This is a genomic window from Burkholderia cepacia (genome assembly GCF_001718835.1).
In the GTDB taxonomy this organism is placed as follows: Bacteria; Pseudomonadota; Gammaproteobacteria; order Burkholderiales; family Burkholderiaceae; genus Burkholderia; species Burkholderia cepacia_F.
In genome coordinates this window covers 1,836,030-1,859,310 of sequence record NZ_CP013443.1, presented here as the reverse complement: position 1 = coordinate 1,859,310, position 23,281 = coordinate 1,836,030, and the positions used below count along the sequence as shown (strand labels likewise).

Sequence of the window (23,281 nt, the reverse complement as noted above, 5' to 3'; positions counted from 1 at the left end):
ACGCCCCGCATCTCTGGAGAAACTCGAATGATCGCCAGTCAGATCGCACTCGCCTACGGCACCTATCTCATCGCCACCGCCAGCCCTGGGCCGAGCAACATGGCGATCATGGGAACAGCGATGCGTGACGGCCGTCTGCCGGCCCTCGTTCTGGCGACCGGCGTCATCACGGGCTCACTCTTCTGGGCGATCCTGGCTGCAACCGGCGTTTCCGCTGTGCTGGCGGCCTATGCCGAGGCGCTTTTCGTCATAAAGATGGTGGGTGGCGTCTATCTGCTCTACCTGGCGTTCCGCACGGGCAGGTCGGCGCTGAAACCGGGCTCCGACTTCGCGAAGATGGAACCGGGACGCTCGACACCGCGCTATCGGCTGCTCTACCGCCAGGGCATTCTCATGCATATCGGAAACCCGAAGGCGGTTCTGGCCTGGATGGCCATCATGTCCCTTGGGCTTCGGGAAAACGCCCCCGGCGGTACCTTGCCGGCGATCGTCGGCGGTTGCGCGTTCCTCGGCGTCATCGTGTTCGGTGGTTATGCGGTCCTCTTCTCGACCGCTCGGATGATCGCCCTGTATGCCAGACTCCGGCACTGGATCGAAGGCACGCTCTCCGCGGTGTTCGCCGTTGCGGGAGTCAAGCTGCTTGCCTGGCAACGTTGATATCCCGGCTTGTCGGCGCCATCACCCACTGATCTGAATTGAAAGAGCGATGTCATGACCCGCGAGCAAATCGTGCTGCATGTCGTCAATCACGCCACCTATCACCGAGGTTTTGTCGGCGACATGATGTATCAGGTGCCTTTTGCGCCACCGTCGAATGATCTTCCGGTATTCATCAGGGATCACTATCGCGACGCTCGGTGAGCGCCTGTTCGGCCAACCTGGCGCACGCCTGCCACTTGTCTCGTACCTGTGCCGGCCGCGGCCGCAGAGACCCTATGACCGCGCACGCCCGCGACGTAATCGCTCATCTCGTGCGCCATCCGGTTCACCTGGTCGATGACCTTTGCCGCATGGTCGAGCAGCGCGAGACCGGCGAGCGATCCATCGCGCCATCGCTGACTCGTCCGATATCGACTCACCACTCGATGCGTTGTCAACTTCTCTCGAAAGCGAAGAGTTCGACGATATCGCAGGCTCCCTGCAAGCGCCGTTCCTGTTCGCAAAGCTGAATATACGAACACGCTCGCTCATGTACGTTTCCACCTTTCCGACATATGCTTGGTACTGTCTTCTCTTGGCCAAGGCGGACACGACGACAGGTAACCAAAATGGTCGTACAAAGGCTCTCGATCCTGGCTGCCTTGGGCAAGCTTCAGGCACCGTCGATATGGCGGTGCCTGGCAAATCGCGGCGCGAAAGTTCGCCGCGTGCGGATCGATGTCGATCTCGACACGGGGATCGAGTCGATGAACGTCGACATCGTGGAATCCGGCCTGCTGCGCACGGCCGACATCGCCGCTGCGCTCGGTGACGTGCCGCTGCATATGACGCTCACCACGTTCCACCTGGAATTGGTCTCGAATCCTGAAGCGACGGTTTCGCGCCCGATCGCCCGGCCGGCTCCGAGGTTGACGGTTGTCAGGGACATCTCCCGCCACATTGCACGTATCAAACGAGACTGATCACGCGCTCGACGCGTGAGATGCGTTTGCGACGCTGAATGTCGTTGCCGCTGGCTCTGAAGCGGCGAATCCTGCCATCGGACATATTTGCGCCGCAAGCGTTGGTTTTGTCGGGGGGAAGTCGCTTTCGCACCTGGATGGATTTCAAGTGCGAGAGTCAGGATGCCGGCCATGTACGGCCGGCAGTGCAAAGGCGTTGTACGGCTTATCGGAGGTACAAGATGAATTCCATTTGCAGACGCCTGTCCCGCTCCGTTTCCCAGAGTCTCGCGGCCGGCGGCGTCATCGCGCTCGCATCCACGCTCGGCCCGGGCGTGCAGGCGCAAGTGCTCAGCCCACTCGTCCAGGTGGCCGCGGGCGACCCATTCAGCGGATGCACCGCCGACCAGGTGCATGCGCAAGAGACCGCGCTCGGGAGCGTCCTTTATCCCGCGACGTCGATCGAGCCGTGGGTGGCGGCCGACCCGACCAACGCATCCCGCCTTCTCGCCGGCCACCAGCAGGACCGCTGGAGCGACGGCGGCTCACGCGGGCTCGTCGGCGTCGTCTCCAGCGATGCGGGCAGCAGCTGGGCCAATTCGATCCCGACCGGCGTGAGCGAGTGCACCGGCGGCAAATTCCGTCGCGCCTCCGACCCCTGGGTCGACTTTGCGCAAGACGGCACGGCCTTCTTCTTCTCGCTGGTGCTGGACCCCATGCAGCCGACGACCCCATTCGGCGCACGAAGCAGCGCGATGCTGGTCAGCCGCTCCGTCGATCACGGCGCAACGTGGCAGGCTCCCGTCGAGTTGATCCACAACAGCTCGTCGCACGTGCTGAACGACAAGAACTCGCTCACCGCCGATCCGACCGCGAACGGCTACGTCTATGCAGTGTGGGATCAGTTGAGCGTTTTCCCGCCGAGCAAAGACGCTGCACAGCTGCTCGCGGGCAACGACGGCGTAGCGATCGCACGCCAACTGCTCAATTCCACGGCGGGCGCATCGTCGGTATGCGAGCCGTTCACGAGTCCGCCGTGCAAGGGCGGCGCTCCGTCCTTCAAGTTCAACTTTACCGGCCCGACCTTCTTCTCACGGTCCACCGACAATGGCGTGACCTGGAGCACGGCCACCCCGATCTACCAGCCGGGGACGAACAAGCAGACGATCGACAATATCGTCCGCGCATTGCCCGATGGCACCCTGCTCGATTTCTTCACGGCGATCAACGTCACGCCGCAGGTGCTCAACATCGGCTATATCAAGTCGACGGACAAGGGCGGAAGCTGGACGGGGCCGGCGTTCGCCAGCGATATTCGGGTGGTCGGCGTGGTCACGCCGGACTCCGGCCAGCGGATACGCGATGCCGCCATTCTCTACAGCGTCGCAGTGAACCCGGCGACGGGAGCAATCTATCTCGCGTGGCAGGACGATCGTTTTTCGACCGCCGCCTGCACCACGCCCACCGGCTCGATCCCGGTCGACGGGATCGCCTTCAGCGAGTCGGATGACGGCGGAGCGACCTGGTCGAAGCCGGTGATGATCAACAAGACGCCGGCGAATGCCGCGAACCGCTGCCGGCAGCAGGCGTTCATTCCTGCCGTGGTGGCGTCGGGCGACGGCAAGACGGTCGTGGTGACCTACTACGACTTTCGTAACGACACAAACACGCCTGTCGGCTTCGAGGGCACCGACTATTTCGCGCTCTTCTGCTCGACCGCGACCGCATGCACGAACCCTGCCAACTGGGGCAACGAGCAGCGACTGACCACGGCCTCGTTCAACATACTTGACGCTCCCGTGGCGCGTGGCCATTTCCTCGGCGATTACATGGGCCTGACCGCGAGCGGGCCGACGACCGTGTATCCGGTGTTCGGCATCGCGACGGGCCACAACGTGACGGCCGAATTCACCCGCAAGATCTCGGGACTGCAGTGAGCACAAGGGGCGACGACCTTCGGTCGCCGCCCTGTCAGCGCGCCGACATGAAATCGAACAGCTTCGCGATATCGGTCGTCAGCACGGTTCCGGCCTTCACGCCGACCCAGAGCGTGCGCGTCGCCCACGCATCGTCGAGCTTCACCACGCACAGCCTCGACCCCGCGCGCTCGGTCGTCACCGCATCGCGCGGCAGGATGCCGATTCCGAGCCCCGCCTCGATCATCCGGCTCACGCCGTCGAAATTCGATACCTGGATCCGCAGCTTCAGCGAACGCTCGACCGCGAACGCGGCATCGGTCATGCGCGCGAGCAGCGAACTGCCGTCGCTGAGCCCGACGTAGTCCTCGTCGAGCGTGTCCGCGAAGCGGATGCGGTCGCGCGCGGCGAACCGGTGCGTGCGCGGCACGAGCAGCACGAGTTCGTCGCGGCGGTACAGCCGCCGTTCGATACCGGGGGCCGGCACGTTGTCGGCGAACACGCCGAGATCGGCCTTGCCGGACGCGAGCGCATCGACGATCTCGTGGCTCAAACGCTCCTCGAGGCTGACCTTGATGCCGGGGTGCGCCGTGAGAAAACCGGCAAGGTCGACCGGCAGGAACTGGACGATCGCGGACGTGTTGGTCCACACATGGATGTGGCCGCGCACGCCGGCGACGTAGTCGCTCATCTCGTGCGCCATCCGGTTGACCTGCTCGATCACCTTCGCCGCATGGTCGAGCAGCGCGCGGCCCGCGGGCGTCAGCTCGACACCGCGCGCATGCCGGACGAACAGCGCGCTGCCCGTCACGCTTTCGAGCTCGGCGATGCGCTTGCTGACCGCGGACAGCGTGAGCTGGCCGTGCTCGGCCGCTTTCGTCAGGCTGCCGTGCTCGGCGACGAGCGCGAACACGCGCAGCGACTGCAGATCGAAATGAAGCGGGTTCACCATGTCGTGTTGCGTGTTTGCCGGGAATGGGGGCGGCGCGATGCGCGGCGTGACCGATTGTGCGTCAACCGGCCGCGCGGCGAAAGTGCGGGAAGCCCGGTCGCGGCGGGACCGGGCGAGACAAACGCGCGACGACGGCGCGCGTCAGATCAGCTCGGAGATCTCGATCAGGTTCAGGTCGGGATCGCGCACGTAGACCGACCGGATCTTCTGCGTCGCGCCCGTGCGTTCGACGGGCCCTTCGACGATCGGCCATTCGACGCGCTTCAGGTGCGCGATCACGTCGTCGAGCGGCACCGACGCGATGAAGCACAGGTCGAGCGCGCCGGGCACCGGCACGTGCGCTTTCGGTTCGAACTCCGCGCCGCGCACGTGCAGGTTGATCTTCTGGTTGCCGAAGCGGAACGCGATCCGGCCCGCCCCGAAGGTTTCGAGCTGCATCTGCAGTACCTCGGTGTAGAAACGCTTCGTCCGGTCGGGATCGACGCAGGTCAGCACGAGATGGTCGAGATGATCGATCAGCGCCATGTTGTTCTCCTTGTGATGAAAATCGACGGCGTCACGCGCACGCCCGCTGCGCCGGCATGCCGTCCGCCGTCGAGGCCGGCGCGGGATGCAGGTCCGAGCGGCGCCCGGCCTTGAGGATCTGGCTCGGCACGTCGTGGCCGATCAGCGCGGGCAGCCGTGCCGACGCGGCCAGCACGGCCGCGAGATCGACGCCCGTATCGTAGCCGTCGAGCTCGAGCATGTGCACGAGTTCCTCGGTGCACGCGTTGCCGGTCGCGCCCGGCGCGTACGGGCAGCCGCCGAGGCCGCCGAGCGAGGCGTCGAAGCGGTCGATTCCGGCGCCGAGTGCCGCGAGCGTGTTCGCGAGCGCCATCCCGCGTGTGTTGTGGAAGTGCAGCGTGAGCTGCAGCGCGCCGAAGCGGCCGGCCGCGCGTTCGCACAGCGCGCGCACTTGCGACGGAAACGCCATGCCCGTCGTATCGCACAGCGTGAAGCCGTGCACGCCGAGATCCGCGAAGCGCTGCATCCACGCGAGCACGCCCTCGGCCGCGACATCCCCTTCCATCGGGCAGCCCATCGCGGTCGACAGCGAGACGTTGATGGCGACACCCGTGCCGCGTACCGCGTCGATCACGTCGCGCAGCTGCGCGAACGATTGCTCGCGCGTCATCCGCAGGTTCGCGCGGTTGTGGCTTTCGCTCGTCGACATCACGAGGTTCACTTCGTCGACGCCGCACGACAGCGCGCGCTCGGCGCCGCGCACGTTCGGTACGAGCACCGTGTAGACGACACCCGGCGCGCGCGCGATGCCGTGCATCACGGCCTCGGCGTCGCGCAACGCGGGGATCGCCCTCGGCGACGTGAACGACGTGACCTCGATCTTCGCGTAGCCGCAGGCGCTCAGCGCGTCGACGAGCGCGATCTTGTCGTCGGTGTCGACGAACGCCGCTTCGTTCTGGAAACCGTCGCGCGTCGCGACTTCGTGGATGTAGAGCCTGGGGCGCCGTTTGCCTGTCATCGTCATGTCGTCCGTCCGTGAAGGTTCAGATCACGCCGCGCGTGCGCCAGTCGCCGCGCGTCGCCGCATCGATGCCGAGCGCTGCCAGTACCGCGTCGGTATCCGCGCCCAGCGCGGGCGCCGGGCGCTCGATGCGCCCGGGCGTCGCGCCGAGCTTCGGCACGATGCCGGGCACGAGCACGGGCGTGCCGTCGGGCAGCGCGGCCTCGACGAGCATGTCGCGCGCGCGGTAATGCGGATCGGCGGCGATGTCGGCCACGTCGTAGATGCGCCCGGACGGGATGCCCGCTTCGTTCAGCGCGGCCAGCACGTCGTCGCGGTCCTGAAGAGCCGTCCATGCACCGATCGCCGCATCGATGCGCTCGACCTGTGCGACACGCCCGTCGTTGTGCGCGAGCGCGGGATCGTTGCCGAGATCGGGCCGGCCGATCAGCTCCATCAGGCGCCGGAAGATGCTGTCGCCGTTCCCGGCGATCAGCGCGTACCTGCCGTCGCGGCAGCGGTACGCGTTGGTCGGCGCGATGCCGGGCAGGCTGCTGCCGGCCGCCTCGCGCACCGCGCCGAACGCCGAGTATTCGGGCAGCAGGCTTTCCATCATGTTGAATACCGACTCGTACAGCGCGACATCGACGACCTGCCCCTTGCCGCCCTGCTGCTCGCGATGCCGCAGCGCGAGCAGCACGCCGATCACGCCGTGCAGCGCCGACAGCGAATCGCCGAGCGAGATGCCGACGCGTACCGGCGTGCGGCCCGGCTCGCCGGTCAGGTGCCGCAGGCCGCCCATCGCCTCGGCGATCACGCCGAAGCCGGGACGGTCGCGGTACGGGCCGGTCTGGCCGAAGCCCGACACGCGCAGCATCACGAGCCCCGGGTTGATCGCGGACAGCGCGTCCCAGCCGAGCCCCCAGCCTTCGAGCGTGCCGGGCCGGAAGTTCTCGATCAGCACGTCGGTTTCCGCGGCGAGGCGGCGCACGACGTCCTGCCCTTCGGGCGTGCGCAGGTCGAGCGTCAGCGAGGTCTTGTTGCGCGACTGCGCGGCCCACCAGACCGACGTGCCGTCGTGCAGCAGCCGCCATTTGCGCAGCGGATCGCCGAGCGCGGGCGGCTCGACCTTGAGCACGTCCGCGCCGAATTCGGCGAGCATCCGGCCCGCGAACGGGCCGGCGATCAGTTGTCCGAGTTCCAGCACGCGGATGCCGTCGAGGGGGCGTGTCATGGCTGTCTCCGATGAAATCGTGTTGTCGACGACGACGATCATGACCGGGATCGCACCGCCCGGAAATCGATCGATGGTCAAGCAGCCTTGCCGGAATGGAAAGGCTGGCGGTGCGCAGTGCGGCGTCGCGATGGGCGGATGGACGGCCCCGGCTTTCCCGACGGGAAAGCGCGCTCGCGCAACGGTCAAATCACGCGCCAACGCGGCGCGCACAATCGTGCGCTTCCCGCGTCCTCTCTCTCCTGCGGACGCATGTCATCGACACCGACAGGCCCGACCATGACCCATGCCCCCGTGAACATCGTGTTCCTCGACCGCGCGACGCTGTCGCCGCACACCGTGCTGAAGCCGTTCCCGTTTCCGCACGTGTTGCGTACGTTCGAGCGCACCGCGCCAGCCGACGTGGCAGATCGCATACGCGATGCGGACGTCGTGATCGTCAACAAGGTCCGGCTGGATGCGGCAGCGCTCTCCGGCGCGGAACGGTTGCGGCTCGTCGCGATCGCCGCGACGGGCACCGACATCGTCGATCTCGACGCGTGTGCCGCGCACGGCATCGTCGTGAGCAACATTCGCGGGTACGCGGTCCGCACGGTGCCCGAGCACACGTTCGCGCTGATCTTCGCGCTGCGCCGCAGCCTCGTCGCGTACCGCGACGCGGTGCGCGCGGGGCGCTGGCTCGACAGCGGGCAGTTCTGCTTCTTCGATCATCCGATTCGCGACCTGGCCGGCTCGACGCTCGGGATCGTCGGCGACGGCGTGCTCGGGCGCGCGGTGGCCGCCATCGGCCGCGCGCTCGACATGCGGGTGCGGTTCGCCGCGCACGCCGGCCACGCCGATCCGCAAGCAGGCTGCGCGCCGCTCGACACGCTGCTGCGCGACAGCGACGTGATCACGCTGCACTGCCCGCTCACGCCCGCGACGCGGCACCTGATCGACGCGGCCGCGTTCGCGCGGATGGCGCGCCGGCCGCTGCTGATCAATACCGCGCGCGGCGGGCTCGTGGAGGAAAGCGCGCTCGTCGACGCCTTGCAGTCGGGGCAGATCGCGGGCGCGGGATTCGACGTGGTCACGCAGGAGCCGCTGCCGGCCGTGCATCCGTTCCACGCGATCCTGTCGCATCCGGCGTTCATCCTGACGCCGCACGTCGCGTGGGCGAGCGACGAAGCGATGCAGGCCCTCGCCGATCAGCTCGTCGACAATGTCGCCGCGTTCGCCGACGGCGCGCCGCGCAACGTCGTGACCGCGGGTTGAGCGGTGCGGCAGCGGCTCGGGGAAGCGGGGGCTGGAGGAGGATTGGGGGCCCGGAACGGCGCCGCAGGGGAAACGGCGGATCTAACGCGCGACGGGTTCGAGGCCCCGTGCGCAGGCATCACGCCGTCCGGTTCAATACGCGGACATCTCGACGCAAGGGTCGACCTTGGACGGCGAGCAGATGACCGAATACTTGGCGCTCTCGCGCATCAGCGCTTCGCCCTGGCGGAGCGCATCCTTGATTTCGGGATGCTGCGCGTAGGCGAGGAATGCGGAACACACGACCGCGGACATGCAGACCAGCGAAAAGGCAATTCTTTCAAGGGCTTGTAAACGTTCAGGCATGATTCGACCTTTCTTCGAGGTCGATATTATATCTCAAGTAAGGGTTTTCCCTAGGATGAGGCGCGCGTGCACGGTGGTGTCCGTCCCTGCTTGGGCCGCCCGCACATGTGGCCGCCGTTAACATTCGCTTAAGTGCGGATCGTCAGGATGGAAATGCTGGTTGCGGGTGTGTTTGCTCCTGCCGGCTATCTCTTTCGGAGGCTCCAATCATGAAATCCGCCCTATCTCTGCTCGTTGCCGCCGCGTTCGCGGCCCCTGTTGCTTCGTTCGCGCAATCGCAACCGGCCGGCGAGCCGGTTACGCGCTCCGAAGTCGTGTCGCAATTGCAGCAACTCGAACAAGCCGGCTACAAGCCGTCACGCAATCAGTATCCTGCCGACATCCAGGCCGCCGAGGCCCGCGTCGCGCAAACCTCGGGCTTCGGCAGCGAAGCCGGCGCGGCTGCCCAGTCGGGCACGCGCGTGACGCCGGCGCACGGCGCCGATATGCTGATCAGCCACCACTGACCCGCAATACACGTTGACGCGTCAGTGCGCGTCCGACGCCGCGCTCGCCGCGTTGCCGGGCCATGCCTTGCCGATCTGGTCGACCAGCGATTTCGCGGTGCCCGTCACGATCGCCGCGTCGACGCCGGACGTCTGCCACGAACCGTCGGCGGCCTTCACGAAGGTCAGGTTCGCGCGCGTCGGCGCGTTGTCGGGGTTGCGCCACGTGACGACGACGTCGCACGAGTAGGTGCGATCGCCGAGCTTCTTGCAGTCGCCGTCGGGTTTCGCCGACACGACATCGGCCGAGACGGGCAGCGGCTGGCCGAACAGCGCGTTCAGGCCGCCGTGGTTTTCCGCCTCGAGCGCGCGGCGCACGGCGGCATCGACGTCGCCCGATCCGGGGCCGTCGTGGAGCAGGTTGCAGGCGGCGACGAGCATCGTCGAGACGCCGAGCGTCAGCAGCGTGTGAAACTTCATGTGATTCGTGATCCGGTGAGCAACGGGAAGCGCGCCGAGCCCGCGCCCCGCAGGACGCCGGTCGCGCGCCGGTATGCCGCGTAGTCTGCAACGTCCGCGTATCGTGCGCGGTATCCATTTGTAACCAATTGCACGGCGCGCCCGCGCGGCGCTACGGGCGCTCCTGCTTCACGCGGCTCACGAGCTGCGTCGGGCTCACGAACTGCAGCGCGATGACCACCCACACGAGCGTGATGGCCATGTAGATCATCGCCATCGCGTCGATCGACTGCGGCGCGCGCACGCCGGTCGAGAACACCGCGTAATACAGCGCGACGACGAGCGTCTGCGTGCTCGGCCCCGCGGTGAAGAAGGTCAGCTCGAACATCCCGATCGTGCGCACCAGCACGAGCAGCCCCGCCGCGAGCATGCCGGGCACGAGCAGCGGCAGCAGCACATGGCGGAAATAGCGCCACGTGTTCGCGCCGAAGATGCGCGCGGCGGCTTCGAGAGTCGGATCGATCTGCTCGATGAACGGCGTCATCACGAGGATCACGAACGGCAGCGCCGGCACGAGGTTCGCGAGGATCACGCCGGGCAGCGTGCCCGCGAGCCCGACCTTGTACATCACGGTGGCCATCGGGATCCCGTACGTGACGGGCGGCACCATCAGCGGCAGCAGGAACACCAGCAGCGCGAAGCGCTTGCCGCGAAACTGCACGCGGGCGAGCGCATAGGCGGCCGGCACGCCGAGCGCGATCGACAGCAGCACGACCGCGCCGACGACCTCGACGGTCACCCACAGCACGCTCGCGAGCTGGAAGTCCTCCCACGCCTTCGCGTACCAGTGGAGCGTGAAGCCCTGCGGCAGCGGCGTGCCGAACCAGCGTGTCGCGATCGAGTTCACCGCGACGGTCGCGATCAGCAGCATCACGTTCAGCAGGAAGAACGCCATCAGCCCCCAGACGAGCGCCTGCCATGCGCGGGCGGCCACGCCGCGGCGCGCCTTCTGCGGCTTCATCGTGTTGACGGGCCGCGCGCCGTCGTCGCGTCGCGCGTCGTGCGGGCCGGACTGCGACGGCCACGTCCGCGCGGCATGATTGTCGGTCGCCATCAGCCCTTGCCCCCCGTCACCGCGCCGGTATAGAAGAAGCGGCGCGCGCCGAGCATCGACGCGACCACCAGCAACTGCACGAAACCCATCACGATCGCGATCGCCGATGCGAGCGAATAGTCGTAGCGCTCGAACGCCGCTTCCGCCGCCGCGATCGAGATCACGCGCGTGGGCCCGGCCGGCGCGCCGAGCAGCACGGCCGACGGGAACACCGAGAACGCCTGCACGAACGACAGGCACGCGGCCATCGTGAGCCCCGGCACGAGCAGCGGCAGGTAGATCCGCCGGAACTGCTGCCACGGGTTCGCGCCGAGCGTCGCCGCCGCGCGCGCGAGCGTCGGGTCGATGCCGCTGATGTACGAGAGCATCAGCAGGAACGCGAACGGAAAGCCCGACACGATCAGCGACAGCAGCACGCCCCAGTAGTTGTGCGTGAGGCGCACTTCGCCGGTGTACAGGTGCAGCCCCTGCAACGCCTGCGGGAACCAGCCGTTCGGCCCGAAATACGTGAGCATCCCGTCGGCGACGAGCACCGTGCCGAGCGTGACGGGAATCACGAGCAGCGTCGTGACGAACTTCTGGTAAGGCGAATTGCGGCGCAGCGCGAACGCGACGGGCACCGCGACGCCGACGTTGAGCAGCGTCGCCGGCACCGCCAGCTTCAGCGTGACGAGCACGGTCGGCCACATCGCGGTGTCGGTGAAGAACTGCACGTAGTTCGCGAGCGCGCCGCCGCCGTTCATCGGCTGGAACGACAGCACGAGGCCGTACGCGAACGGATAGATGAACAGCGCGACGATGAACGCGAGCGCGGGCGTGACGAGCCACGCTTTCGCGTCGCGCGGCGCGCCGGGCGCGACGAGCGTGCTCATTCTGCTTCTCCCGCGTAAATCAGCGTGCGCTCCGGGGGGATACGCAAACGCAGGCGCTCGCCTTCGGAGAATTCGCCGGCCACGCGCGCCCAGATCGGGCCGAACGGCGTGGCCGCACGGATCAGCGAATCGCGGCCGCCGTATTCGACCGTTTCGACGGTCGCGTCGAACGCGTTGTCGTCGGCTGCGCCGGCGCGCGCGAAATCGTCGGGACGCAGCGCGACCGCGACGTCCTTCGCGTCGAAGCCGGCCATCGGCACGCCTGTGAGCCGCACGCCAGCGGCGCTGACGATCACGTGGCCGCCGGCCATCCCGTCGAGCGTGAACGGCAGCACGTTGCGATAGCCCATGAAGCGCGCGACGTGCAGGTTGTGCGGGCGCGTGTAGACGTCCTTCGGCGTCGCGACCTGCTGTACGACGCCCTCTTTCATCACGACGATGCGGTCGGCCATCGACAACGCCTCGTCCTGGTCGTGCGTCACGTAGATCGTCGCGCGTTCGAGCTGCGTGTGAATGCGGCGGATCTCGGCGCGCATCTCGATGCGCAGCTTCGTGTCGAGGTTCGACAGCGGCTCGTCCATCAGCACGAGCGGCGGCTCGATGACGATCGCGCGCGCGATCGCGACGCGCTGCTGCTGCCCGCCCGACAACTGCCCGGGCAGCTTGCCCTCGTGCCCGACGAGCTGCACGAGTTCGAGCGCCTGCTGCGCGCGCCGCCGCGTTTCCTGCTTCGGCACGCCGCGCATCTTCAGGCCGAAACCGACGTTGTCGAGCACCGACAGGTGCGGAAACAGCGCGTAGTTCTGGAACACCATCCCGAAGCCGCGGCGCTCGGGCGGCAGCACGTCGATGCGCGTGTCGTCGAGCCAGATGCCGCCGCTCGTGAGCGGCTGCAGCCCCGTGATGCAGTTCAGCGCGGTCGACTTGCCGCAGCCCGACGGGCCGAGCAGCGCGATGAACTCGCCGCGCCGGATCTCGAGATCGAGCCCGTTCAGCGCGGCGACCTGCGCACCTTCCGCATTGGTGAAGCTGCGGCTGACGCCATCGAGCCGCAGCCGTTCGAAACTGTGCTTCATTGCGCGAACTCCATCGACGCGGGCGCCGCGGCGCCCGCCGGCCCATGCGTCATTTCGACTTCTGCGAACCGATCTCGCGATCCCACTTCTGGAACGCGGCGACCATCGCCTGCGCGCTGAGCGGCTGCACGTGCGGGCGATCCGCCAGCAGCTTCGCGTATTCGGGGCGGCCGAACTTGCGGACCACTTCCTGGCTGTGCGCGGGCGCCATCTCGAGCGTCACGCCCTTCACCGCCGGGCCCGGATAGAAGTAACCGTCGTCGTAGGTCATCGCCTGCTGCGCCGGTTCGAGCAGGAAGTTCATCAGCTTGAACAGCACGTCGAGCTTGTCCTTCGGCACGCCCTTCGGGATCACCATGTAGTGCGCATCGTTGACCCACGTCATGTTGTCGAATGCCTGGACCCGGAACTCGGCCGGCACGATGCCGAGCGCGCGCGGGTTGAGGTCCCAGCCGGTGACGGTCACGGTCATGTCGCGCGTGCCTTCGCCGAGTTCCTTCATCACCGCCGACGTGCCGCCCGGATAGTACGGGACGCAGTCGTTGAGCTGCTTCAGGAACGCCCAGGTCTTGTCCCAGCCGTTGATCGGGTCCTGCGGGTTCTTGTCGCCGAGCACGTACGGCAGCCCCATCAGGAACGTGCGGCCGGGGCCCGAGTTCGCCGGGCGCGCGTAGATCAGCTTGTTCGGGTGCGCCTTGCACCACGCGAGCAGCTGGTCGGGCGTCTTCGGCGGGTCGCCGACCTTCGCCGGGTTGTATTCGAGCAGCGGGCCGGCCGGCATGTAGGCGACTTCGAGGCCGAAGCCCTGCGCGAGGTCCTGCATCTTGCGCGGGCCGGGCGCGTACCTGTCGAGCACGCCGGGGAAGACGCCCGCGTTGTCGGGCAGCACCTTCAGCCACAGGTTCTGTTCGATGCCGGCGGCCAGCGCGTCGGTGCCCGTCAGCACGAGGTCGATGTCGGCGCGCCCCGCCGCCTGCATCGCCTTGATCTTGCCCGGCAGCTGCGGTGCGGGCGCGTTCGTGAACGTGACGTTCGAGACGAGGTTCGGGTTCTTGTCCCTGAAGGCTTCGATCGCCTTCTGCGTGAGCTGCAGGTTGCCCGCGACATCGACGATGTTCAGCGAGACGGGGGCGGCAACGGCCGCCGTGGCGGACAGCGTGAAACCCAGCGCCAACGCGATGCGGCGGACGCGGCGCGCGATCCTGGATGAGTTCATGTCTCCTCACTGCGGTCGGTGGATGGGACCTTTCTTTTCAGGAAATCATGACGGCGTTATACGATGTCGGTCAACAAAAAAGCACGACGAAAGGGACAGGAGTTTCCCTAACAAAAACTCGTTCGCCGTATATCGATCCATGTGTAGGGCGCGGTTTGCGCGGGGACTGGCAGGGGGATTCGATGTGTTATGACATCAGACATCAATAAATAGAGAAATGGAACCGGTTCGGCGCGCCGGCGGCGCGCATCGCGTCGCAACCAGCACTCACCCCGCCCCAAGCGCCTGAACCTCGCCGATCAGCGCAAGCGCCCCCGGCCACTCGCCATACCCGGACGCCGGGTTCAGGTGCCCGACCTCCCCCAGATCGACGAGCGTGCTGCCCCACCCGGCCGCCAGCGCCTCGACACGCTCGAAACGCGCGAGCGGATCGTTGCGGCTCGCGGCGACGATGCTCGGAAACGGCAGCCGTTCGCGCGGAACCGGCAGCCAGCCGTTGTCCCGAATCGCATCAATCGACGGATACGGCGCGGGCATCGGCGTTTCGAGATCCGCCGGCGTCGCGAGCAGCGCGCCGTGGATCCGGCGCGTGGCCTGGCGCGCCCAGTGCACCGTGATCATCACGCCCGCGCTGTGCGCGACGAGGATCACGGGGCCGTCGATGCCGGCCAGCGCCGCATCGAGCGCCGCGACGCGCGCGGCGCGGCTCAGCTTGTCGGTTTCGAGCGGTGCGACGGAGCGCGCGTTCGGCAGGCGCCGTTCGAGGTGGGTCTGCCAGTGGTCTTCGACGTGATCGCGCAAGCCGGGCACGATCAGGATGGTGGGTGCGGTCGTCAGGGTCATGCAGTCTCCAACAAAGGTTCAGGAACGCGCAGGCACACGCTGCCCGCGTTCGAGGCGCGCGAGATCGGCCGCGTAACTCGCGCGCCCGATCGCGAACGTCGCCGCCGCCGCGAGCGGCACGACGGGAATCCATTGCAGCGCGCCGACGAGCCCGGCGCGATCGGCGGCCCACCCCGTCAGCAGCGGGCCCGGCGCCATGCCGAGCAGGTTGTTGGCGAGCGTGAGCGTGGCGAACGCCGATGCGTGGATCGCGGCCGGCGTCAGGTTCGCGACCATCGCGCCCGACGCGCCGGATGCGCCTGCGCCGACCAGCATCCCCGCGCAGATCAGCGCGAGCTGCAGCGGCCCGGGTGGCAACCGGAATGCAATCGCGAGGCACACGCCCGTGAGTACGCAATACGCGATCGCGGTCAGCCACTTGCGCCTGCCGTCGTTCTTGCCGACGCGGTCGGTGACGATCCCGCAGCCGACCATCCCGACGCCCGCGAGCAGCACGAAGCCTGCCGCGAGCACCGCTGCGCGGTCGGGCGCCATCGCGTAGTAGCGGTTCAGGTAGCTCGGCAGCCACGCGAACAGCGCGCCCGGCACGAACAGGTGCAGCCCGCTGCCGAGATACGCGCAGATCACCGAACGCGACGCGAACAGCCCCGACATCAGCACGCGCGCGCTGCCGCGCAGGTCGCGCGGCGTGTCGGTGTCGCGCCGGCACGGTTCGGCGCCGTATTCGGTACCGCATTCGATCCGATACGCGGCGAGCCGCCGTTCGGTCACGACGCAGCGATACGCGACGAGCAGCACGATGCCGAGCGCGGCCATCACGCCGAACGACCAGCGCCAGCCGAGATGCGCGCCGACCAGCCCGCCGAGCGCCATGCCGAACACGGAGCCGAACGCGCCGCCGGCCATGAACGCGCCGGTCAGCGTCGCGCGCAGGCGTGCCGGGAAGATGCTGAGGATCAGCGCGACGCCGACGCTGCCGTACGCGGCTTCGCCGAGCCCGACGAGGCCGCGCGCGACGAGCATCTCCGTGTAATGGGTCGACAGCGCGCAGCCGAGCGTCGCGACGCTCCACAGCGCGGCCATCAGCACGATGCTGCGCACGCGCCCGAAGCGGTCGGCGAGCACCGACAGCGGAAACGTCAGCAGCCCGACCAGCAGCGCGACGACGCCGGAGAGCGAACCGAGCTGCGTGTCCGACAGCGCCCACGCGTGCTTGAGCAGCGGGAACACGGCGTTGAGCACCTGTCGCGACATGTAGTCCGACAGCAGCAGGCCGACGGTCAGCCCGAACACGAGCCACGCGAACGCGGGCGTGCGGCGGCGGCCCACGCTCAGGTCCTGGATCGACGGCTCGACATGATGGATCAGCATGCGTGTCTCCTCCGGCGCCGCGCGCGCTCGCGCGTCGGCACGGTTTGCGCGGCCCCGCTCCGTTTCCCGGAATCCGCCTTGCGCCGCGCGCAAGGGTGGGCGCCGCGCCACAGCAATCTGCGATCGGCGGGCGGCTGCGCGGCGCGTCAGGCGGCCCGCAGCGGCACGTTCGGCTGGCCCGGCCGGCGGTTCGGCGCCATCCCGAGCTGTGCGAGGGTCTCGTCGATGCCGTCGTACTGCACGCCGATCCGGTAGATCGCCTTCGCCTCCTTGCCGGTCGCGATGTCGCGGCCGAGTTCGCGCGCGATCCGTGCGCACTGCTCGACCTGCTGCACCGAGGTCATCCGGTTGCCCTTCTGGTCGATGATCGTGTCCTCGATCCCGCAGCGCGGATGCAGGCCCAGCGCCATCGCGACCGTGTTGATCGGCAGCACGTTCTTCATCAGGGATTCGAGCGTGATACACGCGCCGTCCGGGCAGCGCCGCACGAATTCCATGAAGTTGTACGGGTTCGGGCCGTCGAAGCCGCCGCCGATGCCGACCCACGTGACGTTCAGCGGGCCGCGATAGACGCCGCGGCGGATGATCCGTTCGAGCGTTTCCAGCGCATGCATGCCGGTGAGCTGGAAATGCGGCTGGATGCCGGCCGCCTGCAGGCGGCGCAGGTGCTCGTCGACCCAGCCGGGGCCGGCCGGAACGGTCATCTCGCGGTACGCGTCCCACAACGCGGCTTCGCTCAGCGACGTACCGGCGATGTCCTTGCGGTTCATCAGCTCGGTGATGTTCATCTGCACGGTGTTGATCGCGACCGTCACCTGGTCGGGCTTCGGCGTCAGCTCGGCGAGCATGTGGCGCGTGTCGTCGGACAGCCATTTCGCTTCCGCGCCGTCGCCTTCCGGCGCGAACGAGATCGAGCCGCCCACCTGCAGGATCATGTCGGGCACCGCCTCGCGCAGCCGGCCGAGCAGCTCGTTGAACTTCGACAGCCGCTTGCTGCCCTTGCCGTCGAGTTCGCGCACATGCAGGTGCAGCACCGTCGCGCCCGCGTTGTAGCAGTCGACGGCCTTCTGCACGTGCTCGTCCATCGTCACCGGAATGTCTTCCGGAAAATCGGCGGGCATCCATTCGGGGCCGTACGGCGCGACCGTGATGACTACCTTGTCCTGGTTTTCCGGGTGCAGCGAATCGTCGAGAAATTGCATGTCGTCCTCCAGATTGAATCGTTGTGCTCGTGTTTCGTGTCGATGCGGGCTCAGAACGGCACGTCGCCGACGATGCCCGCGCGCTCCATCCGGCGCACGCACGGCGGGTAGTCCATCACCGCGTAGTGCTGCGTGCTGCGGTTGTCCCAGATCGCGACGCTGTTTTTCCGCCAGCGCCAGCGCACCTGGTATTCGGGGATATGGGCCTGGCTGATCAGGTATTGGAGCAGCTGGCCGGCGCCGGGATTCGCGTCCTGCCCGACCCGCACGCGCGCGGGCGTGTGGAAGTTCGTGAAATGCGTGGTGAACGCGTTCACGTACAGCAGCTTCTCGCCGGTTTCGGGGTGCGTGCGCACGACCGGATGCTCGGCGTCCGGGTATTGCGCCTTCAGCGCGAGGCGCTTGTCGATCGGCATCGCCGCACCGAAGCTCGCCTCGATGCTGTGGCGCGCGCGCAAGTCGCCGATCTGCTGCTTCACGTGGTCCGGCAGGCGCTCGTAGGCGAGCACCATGTTCGCCCACATCGTGTCGCCGCCAACCGGCGGACCGTCGATGCAGCGCAGCACGCAGCCGAACGGCGGCGCCACGCGCCAGCTCGCATCGCTGTGCCACGCATTCTCGTAGCGGTCGTTCGGCTGGTCGGGCGACTTGTAGATCCGCACGAGCCCCGGGTGCTCGGGATCGCTGCCGGCAACCGGATGATCCTCGAGCTCGCCGAAGCGCCGCGCGAACGCGACATGCTCGGCGCGCGTGATGTCCTGGTCGCGCAGGAACAGCACGCGATGCCGCAGCAGTTGCGCGCGTATCTCGGCGAACAGGCCGTCGTCGTGCACGGCGTCGGCGAGGCTCACGTCCAGCAGTTCCGCGCCGAGCGCGCAGGTCAGGGGTTCGACTCGCATGCGCGTCTCCTCAGACGATGAATACCGACGAACCGGTCGTCTTGCCCGCTTCCAGGTCGCGATGCGCGCGCACCGCGTCCTCGAGCGCGTAGCGCTGGTTGATCCCGATCCTGATGCGGCCGGCCGCGACGTGGTCGAACAGCTCGCCCGCGAGCGCCGCCTTCTCGGCCGGATCGGCGATGTAGTCGGCCAGCGCCGGGCGCGTCAGGTACAGCGAGCCCTTCATCGCGAGGCGCTGCGGGTCGAACGGCGGGATCGGGCCCGACGCGGTGCCGACGCACACCATCAGCCCGCGCCGCTTCAGCGAGTCGAGCGAGCCTTCGAAGGTGTCCTTGCCGACGCTGTCGAACACGACGTCGACGCCCGCGCTGTCCGTCAGCTCGCGCACGCGGCCGGCGATGTCTTCGTGCCGGTACAGGATCACGTGATCGCAGCCGTGCGCCCGCGCGACTTCCGCCTTCGCTTCGCTCGACACCGTGCCGATCACCGTGAGCCCGAGCAGCTTCGCCCATTGCGACACGATCAGCCCGACGCCGCCGGCCGCCGCATGAAGCAGAATGCTGTCGCCCGCGTTGAACGCGTGGATACGGCGCAGCAGGTAGGCCGACGTCAGGCCGCGCATCGTCATCGCGGCCGCGGTGTCGCAGGCGATCGCGTCGGGCAGCTTGATGAGCGGCGCGGCCGGGATCAGCCGCTCGGTGCTGTACGCGCCGAGCGTGTTCAGGAAGCCCGTGTAGGTCACGCGGTCGCCGACGGCGACGTTCGTCACGCCGGGGCCGACGGCGTCGACCACGCCGGCCGCCTCGACGCCGATACCGGCCGGCAGCGGCACCGGATACAGGCCGCTGCGGAAATACGTGTCGGCGAAATTCAGCCCGACCGCCGCGTGCTTCACGCGCACTTCGCCGGGACCCGGGTCGCCGACTTCGACTGCTTCCCAGCGCAGCACGTCGGGGCCGCCGGTTTCGTGGAATCGCACTGCATGTGCCATCGTGTTCTCCGTATGGTGTCAGTCGGATGCGCGCCGCGCATCGTCGGGTTCGTCCGCACCCGGCGTCGCGGCTGCGTGCGCCGCTGGGCATTCATCCAGTTCCGTCCAGTCCGCGTCGCCCAGGTAGCGCCGCGCGGCCGGGAAAATCACGCCTTCCATCCGCCCCATCTGCTCGAACGCGCCGTGCGCATAACGGGCGAGCGCCGCGTCGAACGCGGCCGACGGCAGCCCGTCCGCGGCGATCCGCGCGAGCGCGTCGAGCGCTTGCGCGTCGCGCTGCCGCTGGCGGTCGAGTTCGTCCAGTTCGGCCGCGACGCACTCCGTGCGTGCGCGCAGCGTCGCGAACAGCCGCGCTTGCGCGCCCGCGCCGAAACGCTGCGCCTGCAGGCCGGCGAGATCCGCGAGCACGCGGCGGCACGCAACGGCATCCGGCCCCGGTTCGCCCGCGTGCGCCGCATGCCGCAGCAACGCATGCAGCAGCGCGGCCACCGCGCGATGCGCGTCGAGGCAACGCGCCATCACGCGCGCCTCGGCCGGCGGGTGCGTGGCCGCGCACACGAGCACCGGCACGCCGCTTGCCGCGAACAGGCGCCGCCGCTGCGCGCCTGCGCCGGCGGGCGCGCCGTGCGGCAGCGCCGCGACGCCGATCAGGTCGCAGCCGAGCACGCGGGCCAGGTCCGGCAGCGGCGCGCCGCCGGCGGGCGCGATTGCATACGACACCCCCTGCGCCCGCGCGGCGGCTTCCACTTTCGCACCGTGCTCCGTCAGCCGCGCTCCGGGTAAATACGCGTGCGGCGACGTGCCGGACAGCACGAACGTGACCCGCGCGCTCACGGCCCGCGCAAGCTCCAGCGCATGGCCGATCGCATCGATGCCGCCGGGCGCGCCGTCGACCGTCACGAGCAGATGGCGGTACATCGTGCCGCTCCGTTTATCCGGCGAGCGACGCGCTGGCGGGCGTGCCGGTCGATGCAGTCGTCATGGGCGCTCTCCTCGTCGCATTCGTGATTCATCGGAACCCATGCTATCGACGCGGCGCCGGTGCGGCCCCACTCGTCGCGGGGGGGATTGACGCGCGAACGCGGTTCGGCCGATCCTTCCCCCACGTTCCATACCGGACGCTGGCCCGCACGGCACCGCCGGTTTCCGACTGCTGCCCCGATGGCCCACCCACCCGATCGCGCCGACGCGCCTCCCACCGAACTGGTCCTGAAGACGACCGCGCCGCGCGTGCCGGCGCAGTTGCTGGCCCGCGCGCGGCTGAGCCTTGCCGCGCCCGCTTTCGACGGCCGGCCGGTCACGCTCGTGCAGGCGCCGGCCGGTTACGGCAAGACGTCGCTGCTCGCGCAATGGCGCCGCGAGACCCTTGCGCTCGGCCGCGCGGTCGTATGGCTGTCGGCCGACGAGCGCGACGATGCGCCCCGGTTGCTGCAGGGGCTCGTGCAGGCGGTGCGCACCGGTTGCGCACGGCCCGGTTTCGGGCGCCTGATCGCGCTCGGTGCGGCCGATGCGGCGCGTGCGCTGGAGGGCGTGACCGCGTGGCTGGCCGAGGTCGCGCAACTGTCGATCGATGCACTCCTGATCGTCGACGATGCGGAGCGCTTGCCGCCGGCCGGCCTCGAGGCGCTGGCCTACGTGCTGCACAACGCGCCGCAAAACCTCCATGTGGTCGTCGCCGCGCGGCGCGGGCTCGACCACACGGCCGGCGACCTGCTCGCCGGCGGGCAATGCACGCTCGCGGGCCCCGACCGGCTGCGCTTCACCCTGGACGAGACGATCGCGCTGGTCGGCGCGCGCTTTGCGCAGCGGGTCGACGCCGATGCGTGCGCGCGGCTGTTCGAGCGCGTCGACGGCTGGCCGCTCGGCCTGCAGCTTGCGATGGCCGCGATGGCGCGCTCGGCCGATCCGCGCCAGGCGGTCGACGCGCTCGCCGCCCGTATGGACGGCACGCGCGACCGCCTCGTCGAGTTGCTGCTCGCGAACCTGTCGTCCGACGACACCGCGTTCCTGACCCCCGCACGAGCGTCGCCGATCGCCTGCATCCGTCGCTGTGCGCCGCACTGCTCGACGACGCGGACGCGCCGGGCCGTCTCGCACGGCTCGCCCGCGACACACCGCTGTTCATCGCATCGGACGATTCGGACTGGTGCCGGCTGCATCCGCTCGTGCGCGACACGCTGCGCGACCGCCTGGCCGCGGGCCCCGACGCCGAGCGCAGCGCGCTGCATGCGCGTGCGGCGGCCTGGCTCGACGCGCACGGGATGACCGAGGAAGCCGCGCGCCACGCGTATGCGGCCGGCCAGTTCGAGGTGGCGTACGCGCTCGCGCAGCGCTGCCTCGAGGATGCGATCAAGCAGGGCCGCATCAACGACGTGCTCGACTGGCTCGCGCTGCTGCCCGACGCGGAGCTCGACAAGCGCCCGACGCTGCGCGTCGCGGTCGCGTGGGCGCTGGCGCTCGGCGAGCGCCACGTCGAGGCGCAGCGCCAGATCGCGGGCATCCTCGCCGACCCCGGCACGCCCGCGGCGATGCGCTACGAGTGCGCGCTGATCCTCAGCGCGGCCGCGTATTACGCCGACGAAATCGACCGTTTCGTCGAGCTGTTCGAACCGTGGGCCGACTTCACGCCGTCGCCGGCGACGTGGCTCGCGCAAATGCACGCGAACCGGCTGTCGGCGCGCGCGATCATCGTCGGCGAACCGGCGCAGGCGCGCCGCTTCCAGCACGCCGCGCCGCGCGGCGAGACGGCGGCCGGGTTCGGCTACGTCGCGCGCTGGGGCGAGCTGATCACGGGCCTGAGCTACCTGCGCGAAGGCCAGGTCCGGCTGGCCGACGACACGCTGTCGCCGGCGCTGGCACGCGCGGAAGCCGATCTCGGGCGCCGCCATCCGCTGACCTGCATGCTCGCGGCGATGTGCGCGGCGCTCGCGTACGAGGCCGACCGCGTCGACCAGGCCGCCGCGTTGCTCGCGAACCGGCTCGACGTGCTCGAACATGCGGGCACGCCCGATACCGTGCTGCTCGGCTATCGCACCGCCGCGCGCATCGCGCTGCTGCGCGGCGTCGAGCACCGCGCGGTCGACCTGCTCGAAGCGCTCGACGCGATGGGTGTCGCGCGCCGCCTGCCGCGCCTGTCGGTCGCGAGCCTCGCCGAACAGGTGCGCATTCACGCGGCGCGTTATCGCGAGGCGACCTGCCATGCGCTCGTCGAGCGCATCGATGCGATCGCGGCCGCCGAGTTTCCGTCGCACGGGCCGTTGTGGCGGCGCCCGGTCGTGCTGCTGCAGGCGAGCGCGCATGCGGGCGCGGCGCTGGCCGCGCGCCGCTGGGACGACGCGCGCGCGGCGCTCGACGAAGCGGCGGTGCTGGCCCGCGAAATGAGCCTGGGGCAGGCGCGCATCGAGATCATGGCGCTCAGTGCGTTCGCGCTCGAACAATCCGGGGGCGGCGGCCGCGCGCTGCTCGACGAGGCGATGAACCTCGCGGAGCTGTACGGGCTCACGCGCACGCTCGCCGACGCGCATCCGGCCGTCGCCGACTGGGCGCGCCGCGCCGGCGACGAAGCGGCCGCGGGCGCGAGCCAGACGGGCCAGGCCCGCCACGCGCTGCCGCCGCCGCGCATCGTGCCGCCCGCCCCGCGCGGCGCGGCCAGCCCGCGCGCGGTGCCGAGCGTCGTCTTGACGCCGAAGGAGCGCGCGATTCTCGAGCTGCTCGCGCGCAACCTGTCGAACAAGGAGATCGCGGTGGCGCTCGCCGTCGGCGAGGAAACCGTGAAGTGGCACCTGAAGAACCTGTTCGGCAAGCTCGACGCCAGTTCGCGCAAGCATGCGGTGCGCCGCGCGCTGGTGCTCGGCCTGCTTGAAAACGCGCCGTAGCGCGCCGCAGCAGCACGCCTTCGTCCCGTCGATTCTCCGCAACCCTGCCCCCCGCGCATGGGGGGGAGCGGC

General features: G+C 69.0%; 21 protein-coding genes and 3 pseudogenes. 7 read left to right on the top strand and 17 right to left on the bottom strand.

Features of this window, described 5'->3' with window-relative positions:
• Nucleotides 1–27 precede the first annotated feature (27 nt).
• Both WT26_RS11905 and WT26_RS35600 read left to right on the top strand, forming a co-directional pair.
• Nucleotides 28–657, top strand: coding sequence for a LysE family translocator (locus WT26_RS11905; RefSeq protein ID WP_059531462.1), 630 nt, complete (start codon nucleotides 28–30; stop codon nucleotides 655–657).
• Between the two features lie 54 nt (nucleotides 658–711).
• A pseudogene (locus tag WT26_RS35600) lies at nucleotides 712–861 on the top strand (DinB family protein); the annotation flags it as partial.
• Nucleotides 862–935: 74 nt separating this feature from the next.
• On the opposite strand, the pseudogene WT26_RS39035 reads toward WT26_RS35600, so the two are convergent.
• Nucleotides 936–1,034 (bottom strand): annotated as a pseudogene (locus WT26_RS39035) (GntR family transcriptional regulator); the annotation flags it as partial.
• 234 nt (nucleotides 1,035–1,268) lie between these two features.
• Between WT26_RS39035 and WT26_RS11900 the strand changes: the two are divergent.
• Nucleotides 1,269–1,622, top strand: a complete 354-nt coding sequence (locus tag WT26_RS11900; RefSeq protein ID WP_059743112.1) for a hypothetical protein — start codon at nucleotides 1,269–1,271, stop codon at nucleotides 1,620–1,622.
• A 221-nt stretch (nucleotides 1,623–1,843) separates the two neighbouring features.
• Nucleotides 1,844–3,538 carry a sialidase family protein gene (locus tag WT26_RS11895; protein ID WP_069270180.1) on the top strand — a complete coding sequence of 565 codons (1,695 nt, stop codon included), beginning with the start codon at nucleotides 1,844–1,846 and terminating at the stop codon, nucleotides 3,536–3,538.
• Nucleotides 3,539–3,572: 34 nt separating this feature from the next.
• Here the strand turns inward: WT26_RS11895 and WT26_RS11890 are convergent, their stop codons facing one another.
• From WT26_RS11890 to WT26_RS11875, 4 genes are all read right to left on the bottom strand, one after another.
• On the bottom strand, nucleotides 3,573–4,469 hold the full coding sequence (locus tag WT26_RS11890; protein WP_069272955.1) for a LysR family transcriptional regulator: 897 nt from the start codon (nucleotides 4,467–4,469) through the stop codon (nucleotides 3,573–3,575).
• Between the two features lie 141 nt (nucleotides 4,470–4,610).
• A complete protein-coding gene (locus WT26_RS11885) occupies nucleotides 4,611–4,994 on the bottom strand; it encodes a VOC family protein (protein WP_059526039.1) in 384 nt (127 codons plus the stop codon).
• Nucleotides 4,995–5,025: 31 nt separating this feature from the next.
• Nucleotides 5,026–5,997: a hydroxymethylglutaryl-CoA lyase gene (locus WT26_RS11880; protein ID WP_069272954.1), complete on the bottom strand. Its 972-nt coding sequence runs from the start codon at nucleotides 5,995–5,997 to the stop codon at nucleotides 5,026–5,028.
• A gap of 19 nt (nucleotides 5,998–6,016) precedes the next feature.
• Nucleotides 6,017–7,207, bottom strand: a complete 1,191-nt coding sequence (locus tag WT26_RS11875) for a CaiB/BaiF CoA transferase family protein (protein ID WP_069273745.1) — start codon at nucleotides 7,205–7,207, stop codon at nucleotides 6,017–6,019.
• A 279-nt stretch (nucleotides 7,208–7,486) separates the two neighbouring features.
• On the opposite strand from WT26_RS11875, the gene WT26_RS11870 reads away from it, so the two are divergent.
• Complete coding sequence (locus tag WT26_RS11870) at nucleotides 7,487–8,461, top strand: D-2-hydroxyacid dehydrogenase (RefSeq protein ID WP_081333729.1); 975 nt, start codon at nucleotides 7,487–7,489, stop codon at nucleotides 8,459–8,461.
• Nucleotides 8,462–8,593: 132 nt separating this feature from the next.
• Here WT26_RS11870 and WT26_RS11865 read toward each other — a convergent pair whose 3' ends face one another.
• Nucleotides 8,594–8,806 carry a hypothetical protein gene (locus WT26_RS11865; RefSeq protein WP_069272952.1) on the bottom strand — a complete coding sequence of 71 codons (213 nt, stop codon included), beginning with the start codon at nucleotides 8,804–8,806 and terminating at the stop codon, nucleotides 8,594–8,596.
• A 209-nt stretch (nucleotides 8,807–9,015) separates the two neighbouring features.
• On the opposite strand from WT26_RS11865, the gene WT26_RS11860 reads away from it, so the two are divergent.
• Nucleotides 9,016–9,312: a DUF4148 domain-containing protein gene (locus tag WT26_RS11860; protein ID WP_059480685.1), complete on the top strand. Its 297-nt coding sequence runs from the start codon at nucleotides 9,016–9,018 to the stop codon at nucleotides 9,310–9,312.
• Nucleotides 9,313–9,333: 21 nt separating this feature from the next.
• Here WT26_RS11860 and WT26_RS11855 read toward each other — a convergent pair whose 3' ends face one another.
• From WT26_RS11855 to WT26_RS11805, 11 genes are all read right to left on the bottom strand, one after another.
• Nucleotides 9,334–9,771, bottom strand: coding sequence for a hypothetical protein (locus tag WT26_RS11855; protein WP_069272951.1), 438 nt, complete (start codon nucleotides 9,769–9,771; stop codon nucleotides 9,334–9,336).
• A gap of 151 nt (nucleotides 9,772–9,922) precedes the next feature.
• Complete coding sequence (locus tag WT26_RS11850) at nucleotides 9,923–10,864, bottom strand: ABC transporter permease (RefSeq protein ID WP_069272950.1); 942 nt, start codon at nucleotides 10,862–10,864, stop codon at nucleotides 9,923–9,925.
• Nucleotides 10,864–11,736, bottom strand: coding sequence for an ABC transporter permease (locus tag WT26_RS11845; RefSeq protein ID WP_069272949.1), 873 nt, complete (start codon nucleotides 11,734–11,736; stop codon nucleotides 10,864–10,866). The genes WT26_RS11850 and WT26_RS11845 overlap by 1 nt, the downstream gene beginning before the upstream one ends.
• Nucleotides 11,733–12,812, bottom strand: a complete 1,080-nt coding sequence (locus WT26_RS11840) for an ABC transporter ATP-binding protein (protein ID WP_069272948.1) — start codon at nucleotides 12,810–12,812, stop codon at nucleotides 11,733–11,735. The genes WT26_RS11845 and WT26_RS11840 overlap by 4 nt, the downstream gene beginning before the upstream one ends.
• 49 nt (nucleotides 12,813–12,861) lie before the next feature.
• Complete coding sequence (locus tag WT26_RS11835; protein WP_069272947.1) at nucleotides 12,862–14,028, bottom strand: extracellular solute-binding protein; 1,167 nt, start codon at nucleotides 14,026–14,028, stop codon at nucleotides 12,862–12,864.
• Between the two features lie 267 nt (nucleotides 14,029–14,295).
• Nucleotides 14,296–14,871 carry an RBBP9/YdeN family alpha/beta hydrolase gene (locus tag WT26_RS11830; RefSeq protein WP_069272946.1) on the bottom strand — a complete coding sequence of 192 codons (576 nt, stop codon included), beginning with the start codon at nucleotides 14,869–14,871 and terminating at the stop codon, nucleotides 14,296–14,298.
• Nucleotides 14,872–14,889: 18 nt separating this feature from the next.
• Nucleotides 14,890–16,242 (bottom strand): MFS transporter, encoded by a 1,353-nt coding sequence (locus tag WT26_RS11825; protein WP_069273744.1) that lies wholly within the window; start codon nucleotides 16,240–16,242, stop codon nucleotides 14,890–14,892.
• A 146-nt stretch (nucleotides 16,243–16,388) separates the two neighbouring features.
• Nucleotides 16,389–17,444 carry a 3-keto-5-aminohexanoate cleavage protein gene (locus tag WT26_RS11820; RefSeq protein ID WP_059526066.1) on the bottom strand — a complete coding sequence of 352 codons (1,056 nt, stop codon included), beginning with the start codon at nucleotides 17,442–17,444 and terminating at the stop codon, nucleotides 16,389–16,391.
• 50 nt (nucleotides 17,445–17,494) lie between these two features.
• Nucleotides 17,495–18,343 (bottom strand): TauD/TfdA dioxygenase family protein, encoded by an 849-nt coding sequence (locus tag WT26_RS11815; protein ID WP_069272945.1) that lies wholly within the window; start codon nucleotides 18,341–18,343, stop codon nucleotides 17,495–17,497.
• 10 nt (nucleotides 18,344–18,353) lie between these two features.
• Nucleotides 18,354–19,334, bottom strand: coding sequence for a quinone oxidoreductase family protein (locus WT26_RS11810; RefSeq protein ID WP_069272944.1), 981 nt, complete (start codon nucleotides 19,332–19,334; stop codon nucleotides 18,354–18,356).
• An 18-nt stretch (nucleotides 19,335–19,352) separates the two neighbouring features.
• Nucleotides 19,353–20,252 carry a universal stress protein gene (locus tag WT26_RS11805; protein ID WP_069272943.1) on the bottom strand — a complete coding sequence of 300 codons (900 nt, stop codon included), beginning with the start codon at nucleotides 20,250–20,252 and terminating at the stop codon, nucleotides 19,353–19,355.
• A gap of 243 nt (nucleotides 20,253–20,495) precedes the next feature.
• Between WT26_RS11805 and WT26_RS11800 the strand changes: the two are divergent.
• Nucleotides 20,496–23,209, top strand: a pseudogene (locus tag WT26_RS11800) (LuxR C-terminal-related transcriptional regulator).
• Nucleotides 23,210–23,281 lie beyond the last annotated feature (72 nt).

Coding starts and splice junctions, on each gene's coding strand:
- WT26_RS11905 (WP_059531462.1), top strand. CDS start 28: ATGATCGCCAGTCAGATCGCACTCGCCTACGGCACCTATCTCATCGCC.
- WT26_RS11900 (WP_059743112.1), top strand. CDS start 1,269: ATGGTCGTACAAAGGCTCTCGATCCTGGCTGCCTTGGGCAAGCTTCAG.
- WT26_RS11895 (WP_069270180.1), top strand. CDS start 1,844: ATGAATTCCATTTGCAGACGCCTGTCCCGCTCCGTTTCCCAGAGTCTC.
- WT26_RS11890 (WP_069272955.1), bottom strand. CDS start 4,469: ATGGTGAACCCGCTTCATTTCGATCTGCAGTCGCTGCGCGTGTTCGCG.
- WT26_RS11885 (WP_059526039.1), bottom strand. CDS start 4,994: ATGGCGCTGATCGATCATCTCGACCATCTCGTGCTGACCTGCGTCGAT.
- WT26_RS11880 (WP_069272954.1), bottom strand. CDS start 5,997: ATGACGATGACAGGCAAACGGCGCCCCAGGCTCTACATCCACGAAGTC.
- WT26_RS11875 (WP_069273745.1), bottom strand. CDS start 7,207: ATGACACGCCCCCTCGACGGCATCCGCGTGCTGGAACTCGGACAACTG.
- WT26_RS11870 (WP_081333729.1), top strand. CDS start 7,487: ATGACCCATGCCCCCGTGAACATCGTGTTCCTCGACCGCGCGACGCTG.
- WT26_RS11865 (WP_069272952.1), bottom strand. CDS start 8,806: ATGCCTGAACGTTTACAAGCCCTTGAAAGAATTGCCTTTTCGCTGGTC.
- WT26_RS11860 (WP_059480685.1), top strand. CDS start 9,016: ATGAAATCCGCCCTATCTCTGCTCGTTGCCGCCGCGTTCGCGGCCCCT.
- WT26_RS11855 (WP_069272951.1), bottom strand. CDS start 9,771: ATGAAGTTTCACACGCTGCTGACGCTCGGCGTCTCGACGATGCTCGTC.
- WT26_RS11850 (WP_069272950.1), bottom strand. CDS start 10,864: ATGGCGACCGACAATCATGCCGCGCGGACGTGGCCGTCGCAGTCCGGC.
- WT26_RS11845 (WP_069272949.1), bottom strand. CDS start 11,736: ATGAGCACGCTCGTCGCGCCCGGCGCGCCGCGCGACGCGAAAGCGTGG.
- WT26_RS11840 (WP_069272948.1), bottom strand. CDS start 12,812: ATGAAGCACAGTTTCGAACGGCTGCGGCTCGATGGCGTCAGCCGCAGC.
- WT26_RS11835 (WP_069272947.1), bottom strand. CDS start 14,028: ATGAACTCATCCAGGATCGCGCGCCGCGTCCGCCGCATCGCGTTGGCG.
- WT26_RS11830 (WP_069272946.1), bottom strand. CDS start 14,871: ATGACCCTGACGACCGCACCCACCATCCTGATCGTGCCCGGCTTGCGC.
- WT26_RS11825 (WP_069273744.1), bottom strand. CDS start 16,242: ATGCTGATCCATCATGTCGAGCCGTCGATCCAGGACCTGAGCGTGGGC.
- WT26_RS11820 (WP_059526066.1), bottom strand. CDS start 17,444: ATGCAATTTCTCGACGATTCGCTGCACCCGGAAAACCAGGACAAGGTA.
- WT26_RS11815 (WP_069272945.1), bottom strand. CDS start 18,343: ATGCGAGTCGAACCCCTGACCTGCGCGCTCGGCGCGGAACTGCTGGAC.
- WT26_RS11810 (WP_069272944.1), bottom strand. CDS start 19,334: ATGGCACATGCAGTGCGATTCCACGAAACCGGCGGCCCCGACGTGCTG.
- WT26_RS11805 (WP_069272943.1), bottom strand. CDS start 20,252: ATGTACCGCCATCTGCTCGTGACGGTCGACGGCGCGCCCGGCGGCATC.